The 22,752-nt window shown below is 54.3% G+C and carries 19 protein-coding genes; 10 read left to right on the forward strand and 9 right to left on the reverse strand.

Annotated features, from left to right (window positions below):
• The 4 genes from cpdA (at window position 1) to WB371_RS01290 (ending at window position 4,617) form a co-directional block, all read left to right on the forward strand.
• Window positions 1-828, forward strand: a complete 828-nt coding sequence (cpdA, locus tag WB371_RS01275; protein ID WP_336218317.1) for a 3',5'-cyclic-AMP phosphodiesterase — start codon at window positions 1-3, stop codon at window positions 826-828.
• Window positions 828-1,409, forward strand: a complete 582-nt coding sequence (yqiA, locus tag WB371_RS01280; protein ID WP_336218318.1) for an esterase YqiA — start codon at window positions 828-830, stop codon at window positions 1,407-1,409. The genes cpdA and yqiA overlap by 1 nt, the downstream gene beginning before the upstream one ends.
• A 27-nt stretch (window positions 1,410-1,436) precedes the next feature.
• Window positions 1,437-3,329, forward strand: coding sequence for a DNA topoisomerase IV subunit B (gene parE / locus WB371_RS01285; protein ID WP_336218319.1), 1,893 nt, complete (start codon window positions 1,437-1,439; stop codon window positions 3,327-3,329).
• A 103-nt stretch (window positions 3,330-3,432) separates the two neighbouring features.
• Window positions 3,433-4,617, forward strand: a complete 1,185-nt coding sequence (locus WB371_RS01290; protein ID WP_336218320.1) for a PLP-dependent aminotransferase family protein — start codon at window positions 3,433-3,435, stop codon at window positions 4,615-4,617.
• Between the two features lie 53 nt (window positions 4,618-4,670).
• On the opposite strand, the gene WB371_RS01295 is transcribed toward WB371_RS01290, so the two are convergent.
• The 4 genes from WB371_RS01295 to qseB form a co-directional block, all read right to left on the reverse strand.
• Complete coding sequence (locus WB371_RS01295; protein WP_336218321.1) at window positions 4,671-4,985, reverse strand: putative quinol monooxygenase; 315 nt, start codon at window positions 4,983-4,985, stop codon at window positions 4,671-4,673.
• A 30-nt stretch (window positions 4,986-5,015) separates the two neighbouring features.
• Window positions 5,016-5,597: an NAD(P)H-dependent oxidoreductase gene (locus tag WB371_RS01300; protein WP_336218322.1), complete on the reverse strand. Its 582-nt coding sequence runs from the start codon at window positions 5,595-5,597 to the stop codon at window positions 5,016-5,018.
• A 105-nt stretch (window positions 5,598-5,702) separates the two neighbouring features.
• Complete coding sequence (gene qseC, locus WB371_RS01305) at window positions 5,703-7,046, reverse strand: quorum sensing histidine kinase QseC (RefSeq protein ID WP_336218323.1); 1,344 nt, start codon at window positions 7,044-7,046, stop codon at window positions 5,703-5,705.
• Window positions 7,043-7,708: a quorum sensing response regulator transcription factor QseB gene (gene qseB, locus WB371_RS01310; RefSeq protein WP_336218324.1), complete on the reverse strand. Its 666-nt coding sequence runs from the start codon at window positions 7,706-7,708 to the stop codon at window positions 7,043-7,045. The genes qseC and qseB overlap by 4 nt, the downstream gene beginning before the upstream one ends.
• A gap of 153 nt (window positions 7,709-7,861) precedes the next feature.
• On the opposite strand from qseB, the gene WB371_RS01315 reads away from it, so the two are divergent.
• From WB371_RS01315 to ftsP, 4 genes are all read left to right on the forward strand, one after another.
• On the forward strand, window positions 7,862-8,260 hold the full coding sequence (locus WB371_RS01315) for a YgiW/YdeI family stress tolerance OB fold protein (protein ID WP_336218325.1): 399 nt from the start codon (window positions 7,862-7,864) through the stop codon (window positions 8,258-8,260).
• Between the two features lie 130 nt (window positions 8,261-8,390).
• Window positions 8,391-10,649 carry a DNA topoisomerase IV subunit A gene (gene parC, locus WB371_RS01320; protein ID WP_336218326.1) on the forward strand — a complete coding sequence of 753 codons (2,259 nt, stop codon included), beginning with the start codon at window positions 8,391-8,393 and terminating at the stop codon, window positions 10,647-10,649.
• 258 nt (window positions 10,650-10,907) lie between these two features.
• Entirely contained in the window at window positions 10,908-11,645 is a 738-nt protein-coding gene (gene plsC, locus WB371_RS01325) for a 1-acylglycerol-3-phosphate O-acyltransferase (protein ID WP_336218327.1), read from the forward strand.
• Between the two features lie 67 nt (window positions 11,646-11,712).
• Window positions 11,713-13,125, forward strand: coding sequence for a cell division protein FtsP (ftsP, locus tag WB371_RS01330; RefSeq protein ID WP_336218328.1), 1,413 nt, complete (start codon window positions 11,713-11,715; stop codon window positions 13,123-13,125).
• 16 nt (window positions 13,126-13,141) lie between these two features.
• Here the strand turns inward: ftsP and WB371_RS01335 are convergent, their stop codons facing one another.
• Window positions 13,142-14,617: a TrkH family potassium uptake protein gene (locus tag WB371_RS01335; RefSeq protein WP_336218329.1), complete on the reverse strand. Its 1,476-nt coding sequence runs from the start codon at window positions 14,615-14,617 to the stop codon at window positions 13,142-13,144.
• A 200-nt stretch (window positions 14,618-14,817) separates the two neighbouring features.
• Between WB371_RS01335 and WB371_RS01340 the strand changes: the two genes are divergently transcribed.
• The gene (locus WB371_RS01340) at window positions 14,818-16,989 is read left to right on the forward strand and encodes a YgiQ family radical SAM protein (protein WP_336218330.1); all 2,172 of its coding nucleotides are present in this window, start codon (window positions 14,818-14,820) and stop codon (window positions 16,987-16,989) included.
• An 83-nt stretch (window positions 16,990-17,072) separates the two neighbouring features.
• Here WB371_RS01340 and WB371_RS01345 read toward each other — a convergent pair whose 3' ends face one another.
• From WB371_RS01345 to yqhD, 3 genes are all read right to left on the reverse strand, one after another.
• Window positions 17,073-18,527 (reverse strand): DASS family sodium-coupled anion symporter, encoded by a 1,455-nt coding sequence (locus WB371_RS01345; protein ID WP_420704023.1) that lies wholly within the window; start codon window positions 18,525-18,527, stop codon window positions 17,073-17,075.
• Window positions 18,528-18,714: 187 nt separating this feature from the next.
• The gene (gene dkgA, locus WB371_RS01350) at window positions 18,715-19,542 is read right to left on the reverse strand and encodes a 2,5-didehydrogluconate reductase DkgA (RefSeq protein WP_336218331.1); all 828 of its coding nucleotides are present in this window, start codon (window positions 19,540-19,542) and stop codon (window positions 18,715-18,717) included.
• Window positions 19,543-19,646: 104 nt separating this feature from the next.
• Window positions 19,647-20,810, reverse strand: a complete 1,164-nt coding sequence (gene yqhD, locus WB371_RS01355) for an alcohol dehydrogenase (RefSeq protein ID WP_336218332.1) — start codon at window positions 20,808-20,810, stop codon at window positions 19,647-19,649.
• A 192-nt stretch (window positions 20,811-21,002) separates the two neighbouring features.
• Here yqhD and WB371_RS01360 point away from each other — a divergent pair, with 192 nt between their 5' ends.
• Entirely contained in the window at window positions 21,003-21,902 is a 900-nt protein-coding gene (locus tag WB371_RS01360) for an AraC family transcriptional regulator (protein ID WP_336218333.1), read from the forward strand.
• Window positions 21,903-21,953: 51 nt separating this feature from the next.
• Here the strand turns inward: WB371_RS01360 and yghB are convergent, their stop codons facing one another.
• A complete protein-coding gene (gene yghB / locus WB371_RS01365) occupies window positions 21,954-22,613 on the reverse strand; it encodes a DedA family general envelope maintenance protein YghB (protein WP_336218334.1) in 660 nt (219 codons plus the stop codon).
• Window positions 22,614-22,752: the final 139 nt, after the last annotated feature.

The raw sequence follows: 22,752 nt of genomic DNA on the forward strand, positions 1-22,752 counted from the left end.
TTGGAAAGCCTGTTAAACCTTCCTCTGGCTGGTGAGGCCAGGGTCAGGATCTTACAAATTACTGATACTCACCTGTTTGCCGAAAAGCACGAAACGCTGTTGGGCGTAAACACCTGGGAAAGCTACCAGGCCGTGTTGAATGCGATTCATGCCGACAGGCAGGAATACGATCTGATCGTGGCGACAGGCGATTTAGCGCAGGATCAAACCGCTGCGGCCTATCAGCATTTTGCTGAAGGTATCGCAAGTTTTCGTGCGCCCTGTGTCTGGTTGCCTGGCAACCATGATTTTCAGCCGGCGATGTACAGCGCGCTGCAAGAGGCGGGGATCTCCCCTGCAAAACGGATCATTATTGGCGACCAGTGGCAAATCCTGCTGTTGGACAGTCAGGTTTTCGGCGTGCCCCACGGTGAACTCAGTGAATTCCAGCTTGAATGGCTGGAGCGTAAACTGGCCGAAGCGCCTGAACGCCACACGCTGCTGCTTCTGCATCATCACCCGATGCCCGCAGGATGTAGCTGGCTGGATCAACACAGTCTGCGCAACGCGGCGGAACTTGATAACATCCTGGTGAACTTCCCACGCGTGAAGCATCTGCTGTGCGGGCACATTCATCAGGAGCTCGATCTCGACTGGAATGGCCGCCGTTTGCTGGCGACCCCCTCAACCTGCGTACAGTTTAAACCCCATTGCGCAAACTTTACCCTGGATACTATCGGGCCGGGCTGGCGCACGCTGGAGCTGTTTGCCGACGGGACGTTGAAAACGGAAGTCTGTCGTTTACAGGGCTCCGAATTCCGACCTGATACTGCGTCTGAAGGCTACTGATGTCTACGCTCCTTTATCTCCACGGCTTTAATAGTTCGCCCCGTTCCGCGAAAGCCTGCCTGTTGAAAAACTGGCTGAATGAACAGCATCCGCAGGTCGAGATGATTGTGCCTCAACTGCCGCCCTATCCGGCCGAGGCGGCAGAAATGCTGGAATCTATCGTGCTGGAACACGGCGGCGCGCCGCTGGGCGTGGTGGGGTCTTCTTTAGGCGGATATTACGCCACCTGGTTGTCGCAGTGCTTTATGCTACCCGCCGTTGTGGTAAACCCAGCGGTTCGGCCGTTTGAACTCCTGACCGACTATCTGGGTCAGAACGAGAACCCCTACACGGGGCAGCAATATGTGCTAGAGTCACGCCATATTTACGATCTTAAAGTCATGCAGATTGACCCGCTGGAAGCGCCGGATTTAATCTGGTTGCTGCAACAGACGGGTGATGAAGTGCTGGATTACCGCCAGGCAGTGGCGTATTACGCCTCTTGCCGCCAGACTGTTATTGAAGGCGGAAACCATGCATTTACGGGCTTTGAAGATTATTTCAACCCGATTGTCGATTTCCTTGGACTGCACAGTTGCTGACAATCTTTTCGAACTGCTATTGAAACCATGACGCAAACTTATAACGCTGATGCCATTGAGGTACTCACTGGGCTTGAGCCGGTACGCCGTCGCCCAGGGATGTACACGGATACGACCCGCCCCAACCATCTTGGGCAGGAAGTGATTGATAACAGTGTGGATGAAGCACTGGCAGGCCACGCAAAACGTGTGGATGTCATTCTGCACGCCGATCAATCGCTCGAAGTCATTGATGATGGTCGCGGGATGCCTGTGGATATTCACCCGGAAGAGGGCGTTCCCGCGGTGGAACTGATCCTTTGTCGACTGCATGCGGGCGGGAAGTTCTCGAACAAGAACTACCAGTTCTCGGGTGGTCTGCATGGCGTGGGCATCTCAGTGGTCAACGCCTTGTCGAAGCGCGTTGAAGTGAATGTGCGTCGTGATGGGCAGATATATAACATTGCCTTTGAGAACGGCGAGAAGGTGCAGGATCTGCAGGTTGTCGGGACATGCGGTAAGCGCAACACCGGCACCAGCGTTCATTTCTGGCCGGACGAAACTTTTTTCGATAGTCCACGTTTTTCCGTCTCCCGCCTGACGCACGTGCTAAAAGCCAAAGCCGTGCTGTGTCCTGGCGTGGAAATCACCTTTAAAGATGAAGTCAACAATAGCGAACAGCGCTGGTGCTATCAGGATGGTCTGAACGACTATCTGGGCGAAGCGGTCAATGGTCTGCCAACGCTGCCTGAAAAACCGTTCATCGGCAATTTTGCCGGTGATACCGAAGCCGTTGACTGGGCGCTGCTGTGGCTGCCGGAAGGCGGCGAACTGTTGACTGAAAGCTACGTTAACCTGATCCCAACGATGCAGGGCGGGACGCACGTTAACGGCCTGCGTCAGGGGCTGCTCGACGCGATGCGCGAGTTCTGCGAATACCGCAACATTTTGCCACGTGGCGTGAAGCTCTCGGCAGAAGATATCTGGGATCGCTGCGCTTATGTGCTGTCGGTCAAAATGCAGGATCCGCAGTTCGCCGGGCAGACCAAAGAGCGTCTCTCTTCGCGTCAGTGCGCGGCATTTGTTTCTGGCGTGGTGAAAGATGCCTTTAGTCTGTGGCTGAACCAGAACGTGCAGTCTGCGGAACTGCTGGCGGAAATGGTGATTTCCAGCGCTCAGCGTCGACTGCGTGCGGCGAAGAAAGTGGTACGTAAAAAGCTGACCAGCGGGCCGGCACTGCCGGGAAAACTGGCGGACTGTACCGCCCAGGATCTCAATCGTACGGAACTGTTCCTCGTGGAAGGGGACTCGGCGGGCGGCTCTGCGAAACAGGCGCGCGACCGTGAATATCAGGCGATCATGCCGCTTAAGGGTAAGATCCTGAATACCTGGGAAGTCTCTTCGGATGAAGTCCTGGCCTCGCAGGAAGTCCACGATATTTCTGTGGCGATCGGTATCGATCCGGACAGCGACGACCTGAGCCAGCTACGCTACGGCAAGATCTGTATTCTCGCGGATGCGGACTCCGATGGTTTGCACATTGCCACGCTGCTTTGCGCGCTGTTTGTGAAGCATTTCCGCACGCTGGTGAAGCACGGACACGTCTATGTCGCCCTGCCGCCGTTATACCGTATCGATCTGGGCAAAGAAGTGTATTACGCGCTGACGGAAGAAGAGAAAGCGGGCGTACTGGAACAGTTGAAGCGTAAGAAAGGCAAGCCGAACGTACAGCGCTTTAAAGGGCTGGGTGAAATGAACCCGATGCAGTTGCGGGAAACCACGCTTGATCCCAACACCCGCCGTTTAGTCCAGCTCATTATCGACGATGAAGACGATCAGCGTACCAATGCGATGATGGATATGCTGCTGGCGAAGAAACGTTCCGAAGACCGTCGTAACTGGCTGCAAGAAAAAGGCGATCTCGCGGATATCGACGGGTAATCATCTGTTAGCCGGCGTGGGCGTTTATGCGCTCTTCCGGCTATGTCGACAGATTGTGGCACGTTGCCGGGGATGGACGCCAAAAACATAACAAGGAAACACGATGAACAACACACATCTGGCTAAGAGCGTTGATGCCCTTAAACCCTCTGCGATTCGGGAATTACTCAAACACAGCAAAATGCCCGGGGTGATTTCGCTGGGCGGCGGTATTCCCAGCCCGGAACTGTTTGATAAGGCCGGTCTGGAAATCGCCACACGCACAATGATGGAAACGCAGTTTCTGGACGCGTTCCAGTATGGTCTGAGTGAAGGTTTCCCGCCTCTGCGCGAGGCAATCAGCCAGCTATGCCGGGGACGTGGCATCCAGGCGTCACCGGAGGCGATTCTGGTGACCAATGGTTCCCAGCAGTCACTGGATATTCTGGCAAGAACGCTGGTCAATCCGGGTGATAAAGTGGTGGTCGAACGCCCGACCTACCTTGCCGCATTACAGGTTTTGCAGTTGTCTCAGGCCGATATATTGTCTGTCGGAACCGATAAAGACGGCATGATCGTTGACGAGCTGGAAGTCTTGTTACAACGCCACACGATCAAAGTCGTGTACATCGTGCCGACCTTTGGTAACCCTGGCGGCGTCGTTCTGAGTGATGCCCGCCGGCAGAAGCTGGTTCAACTCGCGAAGCAGCATGATTTTGTCATCATCGAAGATGATCCCTATGGCGAGATCAATTTTACCGACAAGACCTATAAAACGCTTTTTCAGCACGCCGAAGACGCCGGTTGTCCGGAACACGTGATTTACACTTCAACCTTCTCCAAAATTCTGGCGCCCGGGTTGCGTGTCGGTTGGGTGGTTTTACCTGAGTGGATCCGGCAAAAAGCGACCATCGTTAAACAGGCGACTGATTTGCATACCAGTGCGCACTCCCAGGCGATGGCGGCCAGTTATCTGTCATTAGGGCGTCTGGCGGAACAGATTCAGTTAATACGTCAGGCCTACCGCGAGAAGTGCAATGTCCTTGCGGATGCAATGCGTAGCGAACTGGGCGAGCATATCGCTTTCCATATGCCGCAGGGCGGGATGTTCCTGTGGGGCTCGTTCCGTTACGATTTTGATACCACGGTATGGCTCTCGCGCACCTTGCAGGAAAAAGTGGTCTTTGTTCCGGGAGAGTTTTTCTACAGCGATCGTCCGGACAAACGGACGCTGCGTATGTCTTTCGCCACCCCGACGGCGGATGAACTTGAAGAAGCCGTGCGGAGACTGAAAAAAGCGCTGCCCTGACAGCGCTTTGCCGGGTCAGGCATCGCTTGTCGACCCGGCGCTATGCGGTACGCTTAAATACCCGATTCCAGAATACGAATACTCATTTCCAGCACATCGCCTTTAACGGCTTCGCTGTAAGCTTTCATATGCGGGGTCTGCAGGTGCGCTTCAAGATGCGCGATGCTTTCCCACTGTTCAATCATCACGATTGAATCTGGCGCTGTGGTCTGAAAACTCACGTTAGCCGCATGATCCACCATCGGCGCGTAGCCGTGGCAGCCTTCTTCTTTCAGCACGGTTGGAACGATTTTCGCAAACTGATCCAGCACCGCCTGACGGTGATGTTGACCTGGACGAGTGCGGATTTCAGCAATGACGGTAAGCATGGTTAACTCCTTCTAATTCCAGATGACCAGTTAACCAAAAATCGCGTTCAGATGCTCGCGATATTCTGCAATGGAGCGCGGAACATCCGGCATTTTGATGACGTCATTGGTGATAAAGGTTGGCAGCGCTTCCATTCCGAGGAACTGGTTCGCCTTATGGAACGGCAAATAAACGCCATCTACGCCTACGCCGTGGAAGAACTGATCTTTCTCGGTGAACGCTTCCATTGGGGCGTTCCAGGTCAGAGAAAGCATATATTTTTTTCTCTGAACCAGGCCGCCGGAACCGTATTTTTTCGAGGCGTCTGAACGGGTACGGCCATCGCTGGCGTATAACGTGCCGTGACCTTCCGTAAACACATCATCAATGTATTTTTTCACGGTCCACGGCGCCCCCATCCACCAGCCGGGCATCTGCCAGATCACCACATCAGCCCAAACGAAGTTCTGCACTTCGTCTTTCACGTCGTATTCGCCATCCGCACGGACGATTCTGACGCTGTGTCCGAGATCGCGCAGCGTACCGTCTGCGACTTCTGTCAACGTGTCATTCAGTTGACCATTGGAGTGGGCGAATTTTTTTGCGCCGTTGATAATCAGGATGTTGCTCATTTTTTTCTCCGGAGAATGCGTTTGCGGCCAATTTTACGCCAACGGACGGTACGGTGAAATTAGCAAAATGTGCAAAGTCTTTTGCGCATACTGCAATAATGGTCGCTACCACTGCACGGTGGCGCTAAAACCGCCCTCTGGCGCATTACCGAATGAGGCCGTCATACCGTGCAGGGCGGCGATACGTCGGACGATCGACAAGCCCAGGCCACTGCCGGTCACCTGCTGGCCTGGTGGGCGATAAAACCGTTCGCCAATGTGGGCCATCGCTTCAGGTGTGACGCCAGGACCGTTATCCCGGACAGTAAAACGATTCGCATCAAGGGTGACATAAACCACGCTACCTTTCGGGCTGTAACGGATGGCATTATCCAGCAGATTACGCACCAGCAGACTCAGCAGCAGCGGCTGCCCGGTGCGCGTCACATTCTGCGCATTGATCTGCAAACGCACGTCGATTTGCGCCTGGCGGGCGGGTTGCCAGATATCCATCACGGCGGACTGGAGAACGTCTGCAAGCGAAAGTGTCGCCACATCCTGCAAGTTGTCCAGCGAGTCAAGACGGGAGAGCGTCAGGAGCTGGTCAACAAGCCGGGTGGCGCGCTCGATCCCCGCGTGCATCTGAAGCAACGCCTTCTCACGAGCCTGCGGGTCATCGCCAGACAGTTGCGCCACCTCGGTCTGCACTTTCAGCGCCGCGAGCGGGCTGCGCAGTTCATGGGCGGCATCTGACGTAAAACGGCGCTCGCGCACCATCATGTTATGAGTACGGCTAAAGAGCTGGTTAAGGGATTCCACTAAGGGGCGGACTTCGCTTGGCACCCCTTGCGAACTGAGCGGTTCGCTGGACTCCGGGTCGCGTAAGCGTAACGCCTGCGCCAGCTTTTTCAGCGGCAGGAGTTCCCGGTGCAGCAGTATAATCAAAATTAGTAACATCAGCGGCAGGGCGATAAGCCACGGGACTAACTGGGCTGTTACAATCGCCAGCGCCATATCTTCACGGTATTCCCACTCCTGACCGACCACGATGCGATATTTGCCATCGGCTGACGTGAGCCAGATAAAACGCCACAGATCGTTATCGTCGTTGAGCTTCCCGTTATCAAATCCTTCCCGGCGGTAGCTGTAGGGGATGTCCTGACCGTTGTCACCGTCATGGAGCACCATCTTGCCGTCGGTGGTATAGACGGCGAAGGTTAATGCATCATCATCGACGTGACCGTGTTTGAATTTTTTCGGCGTATGCGCCATCCGCTCAGTCGCATTCAGTTCATTGATATCAAGCGTAATCAGCCGCTTGGCGAAGAGCATCAGTTGGGTATCAAACAGTTCATCAACCTTGTCGGTGGTTTTTTTCCAGGCCACAAAACTGGATGCCGCCCAGGTGATTGCCGCCAGAATCAGAAAAATAAGGGTCAGCCTGACGCGCAGGCTAAGTCGCCGAGTCACTGTGCTACCTCGCCGAGCGTATAGCCGATACCGTGAACGGTGCGAATGAAGTCGCTGCCCAGTTTGCGTCGCAGATGATGAACGTGAACTTCAACAGCATTACTGGTGACCTCTTCGTCCCAGTTATACAGCTTCTCTTCAATGAGTTTGCGCGGCAGCACGCGCCCGGCATTGCGCATGAGCAATTCCAGAAGCGCAAATTCTTTGGGTTTTAGCGCTAAGGGTTCGCCCGCCAGCGTCGCGACCAGATTGGCTGGATTTAAGGTTACTTGCCCGTGGCGCAGTTCGCTGCTGGCCTGGCCGTTGGCGCGGCGCATCAGCGCTTCCAGTCTGGCGGCGACTTCAATCAGGGCGAAAGGTTTACACAGGTAATCATCCGCGCCGAGGCGAAGTCCCTCAACGCGTTCGGCCAGCGCATCGCGGGCCGTGAGGATCAGCACCGGTTCTCGTTTTCCCTGTTCGCGCCAGTCGCGCAGGATGTCACGACCGTCCATTCCCGGAAGCGTGAGGTCGAGGATCACCGCATCGTAAGGGGCGCTGTAGAGCGCTTCTTTCCCCTGACGACCGTCGGTAAACCAGTCGACGCTAAAACCCATTTTACTCAATCCTGTTTTAATACCGTCGCCAATTAACGTATCGTCTTCAACCAGTAAAATTCGCATGTTTTCATCCCTGCGTCAGCCGTAATAAAGGCAAGTAAACCCTGATGTCACCGGTGATGTACAGCAAAAACAATACTTTTTTTTGCCTTAAGAACTCGTTAAGAATTGCCGTGTTTAATGAAGGGGTAATCACATCAAAGGGAGAAAAAAATCATGAAGAAACTGGCTGCAATTATTACTGTTATGGCGCTTTGTTCAACACCGGCTTTGGCAGCGCAACAGGGTGGATTTTCCGGCCCGACTGAGACACAAACGCAAACGCAGAACGGCGGCTTTGTCGGACCTAACGGCAGCAGCGCAACGGTAGAAAGTGCGAAATCCATGCGTGATGATACGTGGGTGACGCTGCGTGGCAACATCGTTAAACGTCTGTCCGATGATCTCTACCTGTTTAAAGACGCAACGGGCACTATCAATGTCGATATCGATCATAAACGCTGGAATGGCGTGACGGTCACCCCGCAGGATACCGTTGAAATTCAGGGCGAAGTGGACAAAGACTGGAATTCCGTTGAAATCGACGTGAAGCAAATCAATAAAGTGAATAAATAATCCCCATCAGGGCCGCGTTCGCGGCCCTTTTCTTTGTGACTCAACGCGTGAGATAAGGTAGTATCTGCGGCAATATTGCCTGAAAAGATACCGGGTATCTGGCGGGCTTACAGTTGAGGAATCACGATAAATGAGCGATATGGCAGAGCGCCTTGCGCTGCATGAATTCACGGAAAACGCCTATCTGAACTATTCCATGTACGTCATCATGGACCGGGCGTTGCCGTTTATTGGTGATGGTCTGAAACCCGTTCAGCGCCGCATCGTGTATGCGATGTCAGAGCTGGGGCTGAATGCCAGCGCCAAATTTAAGAAATCTGCCCGTACCGTCGGTGACGTGCTGGGTAAATACCATCCGCATGGCGACAGCGCCTGCTATGAAGCCATGGTGCTGATGGCGCAGCCGTTCTCTTACCGCTATCCACTGGTGGATGGACAGGGAAACTGGGGGGCACCGGACGATCCGAAATCGTTCGCGGCGATGCGTTATACCGAATCCCGTTTGTCAAAATACGCCGAAGTGCTGCTGGGCGAACTCGGACAGGGAACCGCGGACTGGGTGCCAAACTTTGACGGAACGATGCAGGAGCCGAAGATGCTGCCTGCGCGTTTGCCGAATATCCTGCTGAACGGTACAACCGGTATCGCAGTGGGTATGGCGACGGATATTCCGCCGCACAACCTGCGTGAAGTGGCGAAAGCCGCTATTACCCTGATTGAAGAGCCGAAAACCTCGCTGGATCAGTTGTTAGATATTGTCCAGGGGCCGGATTTTCCTACCGAAGCGGAAATCATTACCTCTCGCGCCGAAATTCGTAAGATTTATGAAAACGGACGCGGATCCGTGCGCATGCGCGCGGTGTGGAAGAAAGAAGACGGCGCGGTGGTAATTACCGCGCTGCCGCACCAGGTTTCCGGCGCGCGCGTGCTGGAGCAAATCGCGGCGCAGATGCGCAATAAAAAGCTGCCCATGGTTGACGATCTGCGTGACGAATCCGATCACGAAAACCCGACTCGTCTGGTGGTCGTGCCGCGTTCCAATCGCGTGGATATGGAGCAGGTGATGAATCACCTGTTCGCCACGACCGATCTGGAAAAGAGCTATCGTATTAACCTCAACATGATTGGTCTGGACGGTCGTCCGGCGGTGAAAAACCTGCTGGAGATCCTCACTGAATGGCTGGCGTTCCGTCGTGATACGGTACGCCGCCGTCTGAACTATCGTCTGGAAAAAGTCCTTAAACGCCTGCATATCCTCGAAGGTTTGCTGGTGGCGTTTCTCAACATCGACGAAGTGATTGAGATAATCCGGACGGAAGATGAACCCAGGCCGGCGCTGATGTCGCGTTTTGGCATCACCGAAACGCAGGCTGAGGCGATTCTCGAACTGAAACTGCGCCATCTCGCCAAACTGGAAGAGATGAAGATCCGCGGCGAGCAGGATGAGCTGGCAAAAGAACGCGATCAGCTTCAGGGCATTCTCGCGTCTGAGCGCAAAATGAATACGCTGCTGAAAAAAGAGCTGCAGGCGGATTCCGATGCCTATGGTGATGACCGCCGTTCGCCGCTGCATGAGCGTGAAGAAGCGAAAGCGATGAGCGAACACGACATGCTGCCGTCTGAGCCAGTTACCATCGTGTTGTCGCAGATGGGCTGGGTACGTAGCGCCAAAGGCCACGATATTGACGCTCAGGGGTTGAACTATAAGGCTGGCGATAGCTTTAAAGCGGCGGTGAAAGGTAAGAGCAATCAGCCGGTGGTATTTATTGATACCACCGGACGCAGCTACGCCATTGACCCGATAACGCTGCCGTCGGCGCGCGGTCAGGGCGAACCGTTGACCGGTAAGCTGACGTTGCCGCCGGGGGCGACCGTTGAGCATATGCTGATGGAAGGCGATGAGCAGAAACTGCTGATGGCGTCGGATGCGGGTTACGGTTTTGTCTGTACCTTCAGCGATCTGGTGGCGCGTAACCGTGCCGGTAAGACGTTGATTACGCTTCCGGAAAATGCCCACGTCATGCCGCCGGTGGTGATTGAAGATGAAACGGACATGCTACTGGCTATTACACAGGCCGGGCGCATGCTGATGTTCCCGGTAAGCGATCTGCCGCAGTTGTCGAAAGGCAAAGGGAACAAGATCATCAACATCCCTTCTGCGGAAGCGGCGCGTGGCGAAGATGCGCTGGCGTTATTGTACGTTCTGCCGCCGCAAAGTACGCTCACCATTCACGTGGGTAAACGTAAGATCAAACTGCGTCCTGAAGAGTTGCAGAAAGTGAGCGGTGAACGTGGTCGTCGTGGCACATTGATGCGCGGCCTGCAACGAATCGATCGTATCGACATTGATTCGCCGCGCTCCGCCGCTCAGGGTGACAGCGAAGAGTAATTTGCGTGAAATGCCGGATGGCGGCTTTGCCTTATCCGGCCTACGCAGATGCCCATTGTGGACCGGATAAGACGTTCCCGTCCACAAGGGACGTGCCTTCGTTCCTGCCGGATGACAGTAAATTTTCCCGTAAAACCGTTGTTTATTCGTGAGTAGCGATTAACAATACAGTTTTCCAGAGAGCCACATTAACAATACCCTAACCTGCTGACAGCAGGTGACGTAGAATCCCGGGCTCTTAGGCCTTCAGAGGTTGTTATGCTATTTATTTTTCGATTTATTATTACTGTTATTTACTCCATTCTGGTTTGTGTTTTCGGCTCTGTTTACTGCCTGTTCAGCCCGCGTAACCCAAAACATGTTGCTACCTTCGGCCACATGTTTGGTCGTCTGGCGCCGTTGTTCGGTCTGAAGGTGGAGTGCCGCAAACCTGCGGATGCCGAAAGCTATGGCAACGCTATCTATATCGCTAACCATCAAAATAACTACGATATGGTGACGGCCGCGAATATCGTTCAGCCGCCAACGGTGACGGTCGGGAAGAAAAGCCTGCTGTGGATCCCGTTTTTTGGCCAACTCTACTGGCTGACCGGGAACCTGCTTATCGACCGTAACAACCGGGCGAAGGCGCACGGCACCATTGCTGAAGTGGTGAACCATTTTAAAAAGCGCCGTATTTCTATCTGGATGTTTCCGGAAGGCACCCGTAGCCGTGGACGCGGTCTGCTGCCCTTTAAAACCGGCGCGTTTCATGCCGCGATTGCTGCTGGCGTCCCGATTATTCCTGTGTGCGTTTCCAACACCTCGAATAAAATTAAACTCAACCGTCTTAAGAATGGTCTGGTGATTGTCGAGATGCTGCCGCCTGTGGATGTCAGTCAGTATGGCAAAGATCAGGTGCGTGAACTGGCCGCCCATTGCCGTTCGCTAATGGAACAAAAGATTGCTGAACTCGACAAAGAAGTTGCCGAACGGGAAGCCGCTGGCAAAGTTTGAGTTGTCCGTCAGTATTGTGGGAAATGATTTCTCGCGCGTTATTTAGCCAGTTTTACATGGAGCTTATATGTCACTCAGTCGGCGTCAGTTTATTCAGGCATCGGGAATTGCACTCTGTGCAGGTGCCGTTCCGCTGAGGGCCCATGCTGCCGGTCAGCAACAGCCGCTGCCCGTTCCGCCACTGCTGGAGTCACGTCGGGGCCAGCCGCTGTTCATGACGCTGCAACGTACGCACTGGTCATTTACCCCGGGCACGCGCGCGCCAGTGTGGGGCATTAACGGGCGTTACCTGGGACCGACGATCCGCGTCTGGAAAGGGGATGACGTTAAGCTGATTTACAGTAACCGTCTGGCCGAGAACGTCTCGATGACCATCGCTGGTTTACAGGTGCCTGGGCCGTTGATGGGCGGTCCGGCGCGGATGATGTCGCCAAACGCGGACTGGGCGCCTGTATTGCCTATCCGCCAGAGCGCCGCCACCTTGTGGTATCACGCTAATACGCCAAACCGAACCGCTCAGCAGGTTTATAACGGTCTTGCCGGGATGTGGCTGGTGGAAGACGACGTCAGTAAATCACTGCCGATTCCCAACCATTACGGCGTCGACGACTTCCCGATTATTATTCAGGATAAGCGGCTGGATAACTTTGGGTCGCCGGAGTACAGCGAGCCTGGCAGCGGCGGCTTTGTCGGCGATACGCTGTTGGTCAACGGCGCGCAAAGTCCTTACGTGGACGTCTCCCGGGGTTGGGTACGTCTGCGTTTGCTGAACGCCTCAAATTCGCGCCGTTATCAGTTACAGATGAGCGATGGCCGTGCGCTGCATGTGATTTCAGGCGATCAGGGCTTTTTACCTGCGCCAGTTTCGGTGAAGCAACTGTCGCTGGCCCCAGGCGAGCGCCGTGAAATCCTCGTCGATATGACCAACGGCGATGAAGTGTCGATTACCTGTGGCGAAGCGGCAAGCATTGTCGACCGGATCCGCGGTTTCTTTGAGCCGTCGAGCATTCTGGTTTCCACGCTGGTGCTGACGCTGCGCCCCACTGGCCTGTTGCCGCTGGTGACTGACAATCTGCCGATGCGTCTGCTACCGGGCGAAATCCTGAGCGGCACGCCAATTCGCAGTCGTGATATCAGCCTCGGCGACGACCCGGGCATTAACGGACAATTGTGGGATGTGAGCCGCATTGATGTGACCGCCCAGCAAGGCTCCTGGGAGCGCTGGACGGTGCGTGCCGATATGCCGCAGTCATTCCACATCGAAGGGGTGTCGTTTCTCGTGCGAAACGTCAATGGCGCGATGCCCTTCCCGGAAGATCGCGGCTGGAAAGACACCGTCTGGGTGGATGGACAAGTGGAACTGCTGGTGTATTACGGACAGCCGTCCTGGGCGCATTTCCCGTTCTACTTCAACAGCCAGACGCTGGAAATGGCGGACCGGGGTTCCATCGGCCAGATTCTGGTGAATCCTGCGCCGTAATGCGCCGGAGTTTCCGTCATGCCCGCCAGAACATGCGTGAGAATAGGATCAGAATGGGGTAAATCTCCAGACGCCCCATGATCATCGCCGCGCACATCAGCAGCTTTGCCTCCTCATTCAATGTACCAAACGTCGTTGCGGTGACGCCAAATCCCAGCCCCATATTATTTATGCAGGCGGCGACGGTGGCGAATGAGGAGAAGAGATCGTAGCCCATCAGATTGAGCGCCCAGATAAAAAAGCTGGTAAATAAAACGTAGAGAAAGAAAAAGCTCCATACCGAACGAACCACGCGGTCGTTTACTACGCTGTTACCCACTTTGATATTTAGTAGAGCACGAGGATGGGCGAGCTGGTGTAACTCCTGACGGCACTGCTTGAACATAATCAAAAAGCGCAACATCTTAATCCCCCCGCAGGTCGAACCCACACAACCGCCGAAAAAACTGGCGCTGAGCAGCATGAAGATCGTGTGCGAGGGCCACTGTGCGTAATCCGCGGTCGAGAGGCCATTATCTGTCAGCATGGAACTGGCGAGAAAAAAGGCATGCACCAGACTGTCCGTTATTCCGTACATGCCCGCCCGCCACACCTGCCAGGTAGCGATGAGGGTGACAACCAGCGCAATAAGCAGAAAGAAACGCAATTCGGCATTACGACGAAAGGGCTTGAAGGTGCGTTTCACGATAGCAACGTACCAGAGGGTGAAGTTAAACGCCGACAGCAGTGAAAACAGCCCGGCGACCAGCTCAATAGCGTGGCTGTTATAAAAGCCGATGCTCTCACTGCGGGTAGAAAATCCGCCGAGAGAGACTGTAGACAGCCCGTGGCATAAGGCGTCGAAAAACGACATCCCGGCAACCCAATAAGCCAGAGTACAGATAAGACCTAAAACGACATAGGTTAGCCATAGCGTACGTGCGGTATCAGCCAGCCTCGGCGTAAGGCGTTCTTCTTTAAAGGGACCCGGCATTTCAGACTGATACAGCTTCATGCCGCCGATACCCAGCAGCGGTAACACCGCCACGGCGAGGACAATAACCCCCAGGCCGCCAATAAAATTGAGCTGGGCCCGATAATAAAGATACGATTTCGGCAAGGCGCTGACGTTGTCAATCACGGTTGCGCCGGTGGTGGTTATGCCTGAAACCCCTTCAAACAACGCATCGGCAAAGGAGAGATTTAAGCTATCGTCCATCCACATTGGCATCGCGCTGATAAGCGAAAACAGCAGCCAGAACAGAACGATAATGACGAAGCCATCCCGGGTTCGAAGTTGAATACCCGCATGCCTGGTGGCCAGCCAGGCGCCGCCTCCGAGGGTAAAGAACGTCATGAATGTGCTAAAAAAAGCGAAAAAGCTCCGCTCTTTATTCAACAAAGCGATGGCCATCGGTGGCAGCATGGAAAAGCTGTAAAGAAGAACCAAAAATCCACAAAGGTGAACAACAACCCGTAACTGAGAAATATGCAGTGAATCGTTGAGTCGCAATGAATAATCCCCCGCCGATAAAGAGTGACTTCAACTGGTCGGCATGGCGTTAATAATGATCTCTCAAAATGAGCGTAGTAAAATTTAACAACTTATTAAATCTTTCTACTCGTCTGGCTCAGACTGCACTTCATTTCTTGCCGACATACAGCGTATAATCCCCGGCCTTTGATTATTTTTTTACCAATTCTGGAAGCACTATGAGCGCAATATCCCTGATCCAGCCAGACAGAGATCTCTTCTCCTGGCCTCAGTACTGGGCGGCCTGTTTTGGCCCGGCACCGTTTTTGCCGATGTCACGCGACGAAATGGACCAACTTGGCTGGGATAGCTGCGACATCATTCTGGTTACCGGCGATGCATACGTTGATCATCCCAGCTTTGGCATGGCAATTTGCGGCCGTATGCTGGAAGCGCAGGGCTTTCGCGTGGGGATTATCGCCCAGCCGGACTGGAACAGCAAAGACGATTTTATGCGTCTGGGCAAGCCGAACCTGTTCTTCGGCGTCACTGCCGGCAACATGGACTCGATGATTAACCGCTATACCGCCGATCGCCGCCTGCGCCATGACGATGCTTACACCCCGGATAACGTGGCGGGCAAACGCCCGGATCGCGCCACGCTTGTCTATACCCAACGCTGTAAAGAGGCCTGGAAAGACGTGCCGGTGATCCTCGGAGGGATCGAAGCCAGTCTGCGCCGTACCGCGCATTATGATTACTGGTCGGATACTGTGCGCCGTTCGGTGCTGGTGGATTCCAAAGCCGACATGCTGATGTTCGGCAACGGCGAGCGTCCGCTGGTGGAAGTGGCGCACCGACTGGCGATGGGCGAAACCATCGACCAAATCCGCGATGTGCGTAACACCGCCATTATGGTGAAAGAAGCGCTGCCTGGCTGGAGCGGTGTCGATTCGACGCGCCTGGACACGCCGGGAAAAATCGACCCAATCCCGCATCCGTATGGTGAAGATTTGCCGTGCGCTGACAACAAACCGGTCGCACCGAAAAAGCAGGAGGCGAAAGCCGTTACCGTGCAGCCGCCGCGTCCAAAACCGTGGGAAAAAACCTACGTTCTGCTGCCGTCTTTCGAAAAAGTGAAGGGCGATAAAGTGCTGTACGCCCACGCCTCGCGTATCCTGCATCATGAAACCAACCCGGGTTGTGCGCGCGCGCTGATGCAAAAGCATGGCGATCGCTATATCTGGATTAATCCGCCGGCGATCCCGCTTTCAACCGAAGAGATGGACAGCGTTTTTGCCTTGCCGTACAAGCGTGTACCACACCCGGCCTATGGTAACAGCCGCATTCCGGCTTACGAGATGATCCGCTTTTCGATCAACATCATGCGCGGCTGCTTCGGCGGCTGTTCGTTCTGTTCGATCACCGAACATGAAGGGCGCATTATTCAGAGCCGCTCAGAAGATTCGATCATCAATGAGATTGAAGCAATCCGCGACACGGTTCCTGGCTTTACCGGAGTGATCTCCGATCTCGGCGGACCAACAGCCAACATGTATATGCTGCGCTGTAAGTCACCGCGCGCGGAACAGACCTGCCGCCGCCTGTCGTGCGTTTATCCGGATATTTGCCCGCATATGGATACCAACCACGAGCCGACGATCAATCTGTACCGTCGCGCGCGCGATCTGAAAGGTATCAAGAAGATCCTGATCGCCTCCGGGGTGCGTTACGACATTGCCGTGGAAGATCCGCGCTATATCAAAGAACTGGCGACGCACCATGTGGGTGGCTATCTGAAGATTGCGCCGGAGCATACGGAAGAGGGGCCGCTGTCGAAGATGATGAAGCCGGGCATGGGGAGCTATGACCGCTTTAAAGAGTTGTTCGATCTCTATTCGAAACAGGCAGGCAAAGAGCAGTATCTGATCCCGTATTTCATTTCCGCGCACCCTGGAACGCGCGACGAAGATATGGTGAACCTGGCGCTGTGGCTGAAGAAACATCGTTTCCGTCTCGATCAGGTACAAAACTTCTACCCATCGCCGCTGGCAAACTCGACAACCATGTATTACACCGGCAAAAACCCGCTGGGTAAAATTGGTTATAAGAGTGAAGATGTGGTGGTGCCGAAGGGCGATAAGCAGCGACGTCTGCATAAAGCCTTACTGCGTTATCACGATCCGGCTAACTGGCCGCTGATCCGCCAGGCGCTGGAAGAGATGGGTAAAAAACACCTGATAGGTGGACGCCGCGAATGTCTGGTGCCGGCACCGACGCTGGAAGAGATGCGTGAAGCGCGTCGGCAGAATCGCCATACCCGTCCGGCATTGACCAAACATACGCCGGTGGCGCATCAACGCCAGACGCCTGCTGCCAATAAAAAACGCGGTAAAGTGGCGGGACGTTAACATTAAAGGCCCGGTCATTTTGGACCGACCGGGCCTTTATCTGCATATCAGGAATTCAGGCTACTTTGGCCGCTTTTTTTGTCTTAATACAACCCTAACGCTTTCCACCACGCCAGACCGACGATCAAAAACACCGCCTGATTAAAGAGGCTAATGACGAAACCTGTCCGCCACCAGACGCCCGTTGGCACGTATCCGGCGCCAAATAAAATGGGGCCGCGAGCGTGGGTATACTGGGTCAGCGAACAATACAGACTGCTGGTGAAGGCCAGCATCAGCGCTGTTGGCGCAGCCGGAATATTCAGGTGCAGCCCCACACCAAGAAAAACAGCATACAGTGCGGCGATCTGCGCATTGCCGCTGGCAAAGAAGTAGTGGGTATAGAAATAGGCCGCATTCAGTAATAACAGGACAATCACCCAGCTTGTGCCATGCATGGTGCTGGCAAGGCTGTCACCAATCAGATTGCCAAACCAGGTGGTGAAGCCCAGTTTTTTCAACTGGTTCGCCATCATCAACAGCGCGGCAAACCAGATAAGTGTGTCCCATGCGCCTTTCTCACTTTTGACATCTTCCCAACTCAGGACACCGCTCAACAGCAGAATGGAGAGACCCACGAATGACGCTGTCGTAGCATCCACGCCCAGTACATCGCCAAAAATCCACAGAATCAGCAGTACGCCGACGGTGCCCAGCATGAGCCACTCGCCACGTGACATGCGTCCCATTTGCGCGAGTTCGTTGCGTGCCAGTTGTGGGGCATCAGGAGTATGTTTGATTTCCGGGCGAGTCAGCCAGTAAACCAGCAGGGGAACCATCAGCAGTGACACGAGACAGGGCAACAGTGCAGCCATGAACCAACTGCCCCATGTCAGCGTCACTCCAGCGTTTGCTGCAAGCTTTACTGCCAGCAGGTTGCCGGTATAACCCGTCATAAACAGGGCGGCGGTAACATCGTTGACGTTACCGATGCAGGTAATCAGAAAGGTGCCAATTTTACTCCGTGACTCGTCTTCCGGGCGAGAATCGAAACTGCGCGCCAGTGAATCCGCAATCGGATAGATAACGCCGCCGCAGCGGGCTGTATTACTGGGCATGGCCGGGGAGAGGATCAGATCGGCAAAGGCCAGACCGTAGGCGAGTCCCAACGTTCTTTTTCCCAGCAGGCGGATCATTTGCAAAGCGATACGCCGACCCAGCCCGGTTTTGATAAAGCCCCTGGCGATCATAAACGCGACGACGATAAGCCAGATAAGCGAACTGTTTAATTCGCTCAGGGCGGTTGTAATCGCTCCGCTGGCGGTTTTATCCCCTGCGGCATAGGCGAGGGCAAAAACGGTGATCCCGATAATGCCCACTGCGCCGATCGGTAAGACTTTCGCGACAATGGAGGCAATCGTGGCAACGAAGATTATTGCCGAATGCCAGGCTGGGGCACTTAACCCGGTGGGTGGGGTGAGTTGCCAGAGTCCGGCTGCAATAATAATAATTAGAATTAATGGGAGCCATTTGACGCCTTGAGGTTTATTTTCCGCCACGATTTGACACCTATAGATATTGAGTATGGTTTGGTGCTAAAGCATAATAACCATTGATAATTATAAGGTTATATGGAGATAATGCTGCATGGAGAGTCGGGGAAAATACACCGGATAATGTGTATCAATTGTTTCTGAATGTTTCAATAAGAAAGCCCGACGGGACGCCGGGCATGAGAGAAGGGAATTAGCCGCCAAACTGGTCTGGGTCGGGACCTAAGCGTTTGCCCTGATCGAGTTTCGCAATTTCACCTAATTCGTCTTTGTCGAGGCGGAAATCCCAGACGTCAAAGTTTTCCGCGATGCGCGATGGCGTGACGGATTTCGGAATCACCACCAGACCGTTATCCAGATGCCAGCGGATGACAATCTGTGCCGGCGTTTTTCCGTATTTGTCTGCCAGGGAGCGGATGATTTTCTGATCGAACACGCCCTCGCCGCCCTGTGCCAGCGGGCTCCAGGATTCCGTCTGAATTTTATGCGTCGCATTCCACGCGTGGAGCTGGCGCTGTTGCATCAGCGGATGCAGTTCGATCTGGTTGATCACTGGCGTGACGCCCGTTTCATCAATCAGGCGCTGGAGATGGTTGACCTGGAAGTTACATACGCCAATGCTTTTAATCAGTCCCTCTTTTTGCAGATCGATCATGCCCTCCCAGGCGGCCACATAGTGATCGATTGCCGGAACCGGCCAGTGCATCAGGTACAGATCGAGGTAATCGAGCTGGAGTTTTTCCAGACTTTCCATCAATGCGTCGCGGGGACGTTTCTGATCGTCATTCCACAGTTTGGTGGTGATGAACAGCTCATCGCGGGGAAGACCCGCGCTGGCTAATGCGTGGCCAACGCCGTCCTCATTTTTGTAAGCGGCAGCGGTATCGATAGACCGGTAACCGACTTCCAGTGCTTTATGAATGGCGGAGACGACCTCGTCGTTACCGGCTTTCCATACGCCTAACCCCAGTTGGGGCATTACGTTGCCATCCTGAAGCTTAATTACGGTTGGGTTTGCCATTATTCCTCCTTCATTTGCTCATCACCGGAGGGAAGCCCCCGGTGATGTGGGTGACTTAAGTCTGGACGAAATGCCCAAAAACGAAAGCCAGAGGTGAAAAAAGCTTAGCGGGCGGCTTCGTAAATGCGGCGGCTGACATCCAGGGTAATGTCTTTATGTTCACCCAGTTGCGTCATGCCATGCTCTTCCAGTTTCGCCAGCAGCGCCGGGATTGAACTGCCGTCCAGGCCGTAACCAGACAGGCGAGTTGGCACCCCCAGTTGTTCGAAGAAATTACGTGTCGCCGCAATGGCTGCGTCGATGCGCTGATCGTCAGAACCGTCAGTAATGTTCCATACGCGTTCGGCATACTGCAGCAGTTTGGCGCGTTTGGTATCTCGTTTTTCATTCCACAGGGCAGGAAGAACCACCGCCAGTGTTTGGGCGTGATCCAGACCGTGCATGGCGGTCAGCTCGTGACCCAGCATATGGGTTGCCCAGTCCTGCGGCACACCCGCGCCAATCAGACCGTTCAGCGCCTGCGTTGCCGCCCACATCACGTTGGCACGCACCGCGTAATTTTCAGGTTCTTGCAGCGCTTTCGGACCGTCTTCAATCAGCGTCAACAGGATGCCTTCTGCGAAACGATCCTGAATTTTGGCATCGACCGGGTAGGTGACGTACTGCTCAACGGTATGGACAAACGCATCCACCACGCCGTTCGCTACCTGACGTGGCGGTAGGGTGTAAGTGTAAACCGGATCGAGCACCGCAAAGACCGGCTGAACGTACGGAGAATGGAACGCCTGTTTGTCACCCGTGGTTTTACGGGAGATCACTGCGCCTTTATTCGACTCAGAACCGGTCGCCGGCAGCGTCAGCACCGAGCCCATCGGGATCGCGCTTTTGATATCACTGCCGCTGGTTTGCAGGATGTGCCACGGATCAACGCCGTCGGCATAGTGGGCAGCCGCAGCGATAAATTTGGTGCCATCAAGCACAGAACCGCCGCCGACCGCCAGCAGGAAGGTGATTTTATCGTCACGGGCAATTTTGACCGCGTTCATTAACGTCTCGTAAGACGGGTTGGGTTCAATGCCGCCGAATTCGCGCACGTCCAGGCCTTTCAGCGCGTCCTGAACCTGAGCCAGTACGCCGGTCTTTTTGACGCTGCCGCCGCCATAGGTTACCAGTACGCGAGCGTCTTGCGGGATCTGGTCGCGCAGTTCAGCAATCGCGCCTTTACCAAACAGAATGCGAGTCGGGGTATGCAGATTAAAGTTATTCATTGCTCGTTCCCTTATGTGGGTAAAAAAGAGGGCAGGCGAAGTCTGCCTGATGGAGAACATTGTGGTCGCGAGCGGCCATCCTCTCAATGCTCATTTCTGCCAATGTCTTGCCCATTTCTCCAGAATGCTGGAGAAAAACGTAAAATTTTCGCACAATCAATACGTCATCATTCGTTGAGAAAATAGCCCGTCATGAACCGTGAAGCGATTTGCTTGTTACTAACAGAAAAAATTAAGCAATTGAAAAATAATAAGAACAAGCTCAGTGAACTGCTGCCGGACATCCGTCTGTTGTACGGTACGGAGCCCGGGGTGCGTACGCCGGTGATGTACGATCCCGGCATCATATTTCTCTTTTCCGGTCATAAAATTGGTTATATCAATGAGCGGGTATTCCATTATGACGCCAACCAGTACCTGCTCCTGACCGTACCTTTACCCTTCGAGTGTGAAACCTATGCGACCCCGGAGGTGCCTCTCGCCGGATTGCGTCTCAGTGTGGATATCCTGCAACTGCAGGAACTGTTGATGGACATTGGCGAAGACGAACGTTTTCAACCGTCGATGGCCGCGAGTGGTATCAATTCAGCAACGCTCTCAGAAGAGATCCTCTGCGCAGCGGAACGTCTGCTCGATGTGATGGAGCGACCGCTGGATGCGCGGATTCTGGGGAAACAGATTATCCGCGAGATCCTCTATCACGTGTTGACCGGGCCGCGTGGCGGCGCGCTGCTGGCATTAGTCAGTCGTCAGACCCATTTCAGCCTGATTAGCCGCGTGCTGAAGCGTATTGAAAATAAGTACACCGAAAACCTCAATGTCGAGCAACTGGCGGCGGAAGCCAACATGAGCGTCTCGGCGTTCCATCATAATTTTAAGTCAGTCACCAGCACTTCGCCGTTGCAGTATCTGAAAACGTATCGTCTGCACAAGGCGCGGATGATGATCATTCACGATGGCATGAAAGCCAGCGCGGCGGCAATGCGGGTCGGGTATGAAAGCGCATCGCAGTTCAGCCGTGAATTTAAACGCTATTTCGGCGTGACGCCGGGAGAGGATGCGGCACGTATTCGTGCCATGCAAGGGAGTTAACGTTGATAAGCACTGGCCGGAAGCGCGAGGCGCCATCCGGCTGAGTGTTTATCAGGCGCTGCAGTATTTCTTCTTGATAACTACAACTAACGTACCGATCAAACCGGCAGCCAGCAGGAAAATGGGCAGGATCATCAGGAAGGTCATGACCTGATCTTCGTGGCGCTTCACAAACGGGATCATGCTGAGCGCATAACCGAAGCTGGTGACTACTCCCACCCACAGCAAACCACTTAACCAGTTGAAAAACTGAAAGCGACGGTTGGAAAGCCCGGAAATTCCCGCCATGGTTGGCAGCAGGGTACGCACGAAGGCCAGAAAACGTCCCGCCAGCAGCGCCAGCAGTCCGTGGCGATCGAACATACAGGTCGCGCGCTGGTGATATTTCACCGGCAGTTGCGCCAGCCAGCCTTTGACCGTTCGCGTGTTACCCAGCCAGCGCCCCTGGATATAGCTCAGCCAGCAGCCCAGACTGGCTGCCGTTGTCAGAATGATCAGGGTAGGAACAAAGCTCATTACGCCCTGCGCGACAAGTGCGCCCGCTAATAACAGCAGGCTATCGCCAGGTAAAAATGAGGCCGGTAGCAGGCCGTTTTCTAAAAACAGTGTGGTAAACATCACGAAGTAGACGACGCTAACAACGTGTGGGTCCGCCAGCGCGGCAAAATCATGTTGCCAGAGCGCAGCGATAATATCTTGGATAACAGCCATGGACTTTCCTGTGGAACAGCGTTTAAGCCTTAATGAGACTATTGTACTCCTGAATGGCCCAGAATGACTTGATCCTGGGCGCAACTAATGCAGACAACTTTCCCCAAAATATCTGCACAGAGGTCCATTGACGTCAATT

The sequence above is a fragment of the Citrobacter amalonaticus genome, assembly GCF_037053465.1.
GTDB lineage: Bacteria > Pseudomonadota > Gammaproteobacteria > Enterobacterales > Enterobacteriaceae > Citrobacter_A > Citrobacter_A amalonaticus_H.

Excerpts from the sequence above, each read along its gene's own strand:
- WB371_RS01290 (WP_336218320.1), top strand. The coding sequence starts at position 3,433 with ATGAACAACACACATCTGGCTAAGAGCGTTGATGCCCTTAAACCCTCT.
- WB371_RS01340 (WP_336218330.1), top strand. The coding sequence starts at position 14,818 with ATGAGCGCAATATCCCTGATCCAGCCAGACAGAGATCTCTTCTCCTGG.
- WB371_RS01295 (WP_336218321.1), bottom strand. The coding sequence starts at position 4,985 with ATGCTTACCGTCATTGCTGAAATCCGCACTCGTCCAGGTCAACATCAC.
- ftsP (WP_336218328.1), top strand. The coding sequence starts at position 11,713 with ATGTCACTCAGTCGGCGTCAGTTTATTCAGGCATCGGGAATTGCACTC.
- WB371_RS01300 (WP_336218322.1), bottom strand. The coding sequence starts at position 5,597 with ATGAGCAACATCCTGATTATCAACGGCGCAAAAAAATTCGCCCACTCC.
- parC (WP_336218326.1), top strand. The coding sequence starts at position 8,391 with ATGAGCGATATGGCAGAGCGCCTTGCGCTGCATGAATTCACGGAAAAC.
- plsC (WP_336218327.1), top strand. The coding sequence starts at position 10,908 with ATGCTATTTATTTTTCGATTTATTATTACTGTTATTTACTCCATTCTG.
- WB371_RS01360 (WP_336218333.1), top strand. The coding sequence starts at position 21,003 with ATGAACCGTGAAGCGATTTGCTTGTTACTAACAGAAAAAATTAAGCAA.
- yqiA (WP_336218318.1), top strand. The coding sequence starts at position 828 with ATGTCTACGCTCCTTTATCTCCACGGCTTTAATAGTTCGCCCCGTTCC.
- yghB (WP_336218334.1), bottom strand. The coding sequence starts at position 22,613 with ATGGCTGTTATCCAAGATATTATCGCTGCGCTCTGGCAACATGATTTT.
- yqhD (WP_336218332.1), bottom strand. The coding sequence starts at position 20,810 with ATGAATAACTTTAATCTGCATACCCCGACTCGCATTCTGTTTGGTAAA.
- dkgA (WP_336218331.1), bottom strand. The coding sequence starts at position 19,542 with ATGGCAAACCCAACCGTAATTAAGCTTCAGGATGGCAACGTAATGCCC.
- qseB (WP_336218324.1), bottom strand. The coding sequence starts at position 7,708 with ATGCGAATTTTACTGGTTGAAGACGATACGTTAATTGGCGACGGTATT.
- parE (WP_336218319.1), top strand. The coding sequence starts at position 1,437 with ATGACGCAAACTTATAACGCTGATGCCATTGAGGTACTCACTGGGCTT.
- WB371_RS01315 (WP_336218325.1), top strand. The coding sequence starts at position 7,862 with ATGAAGAAACTGGCTGCAATTATTACTGTTATGGCGCTTTGTTCAACA.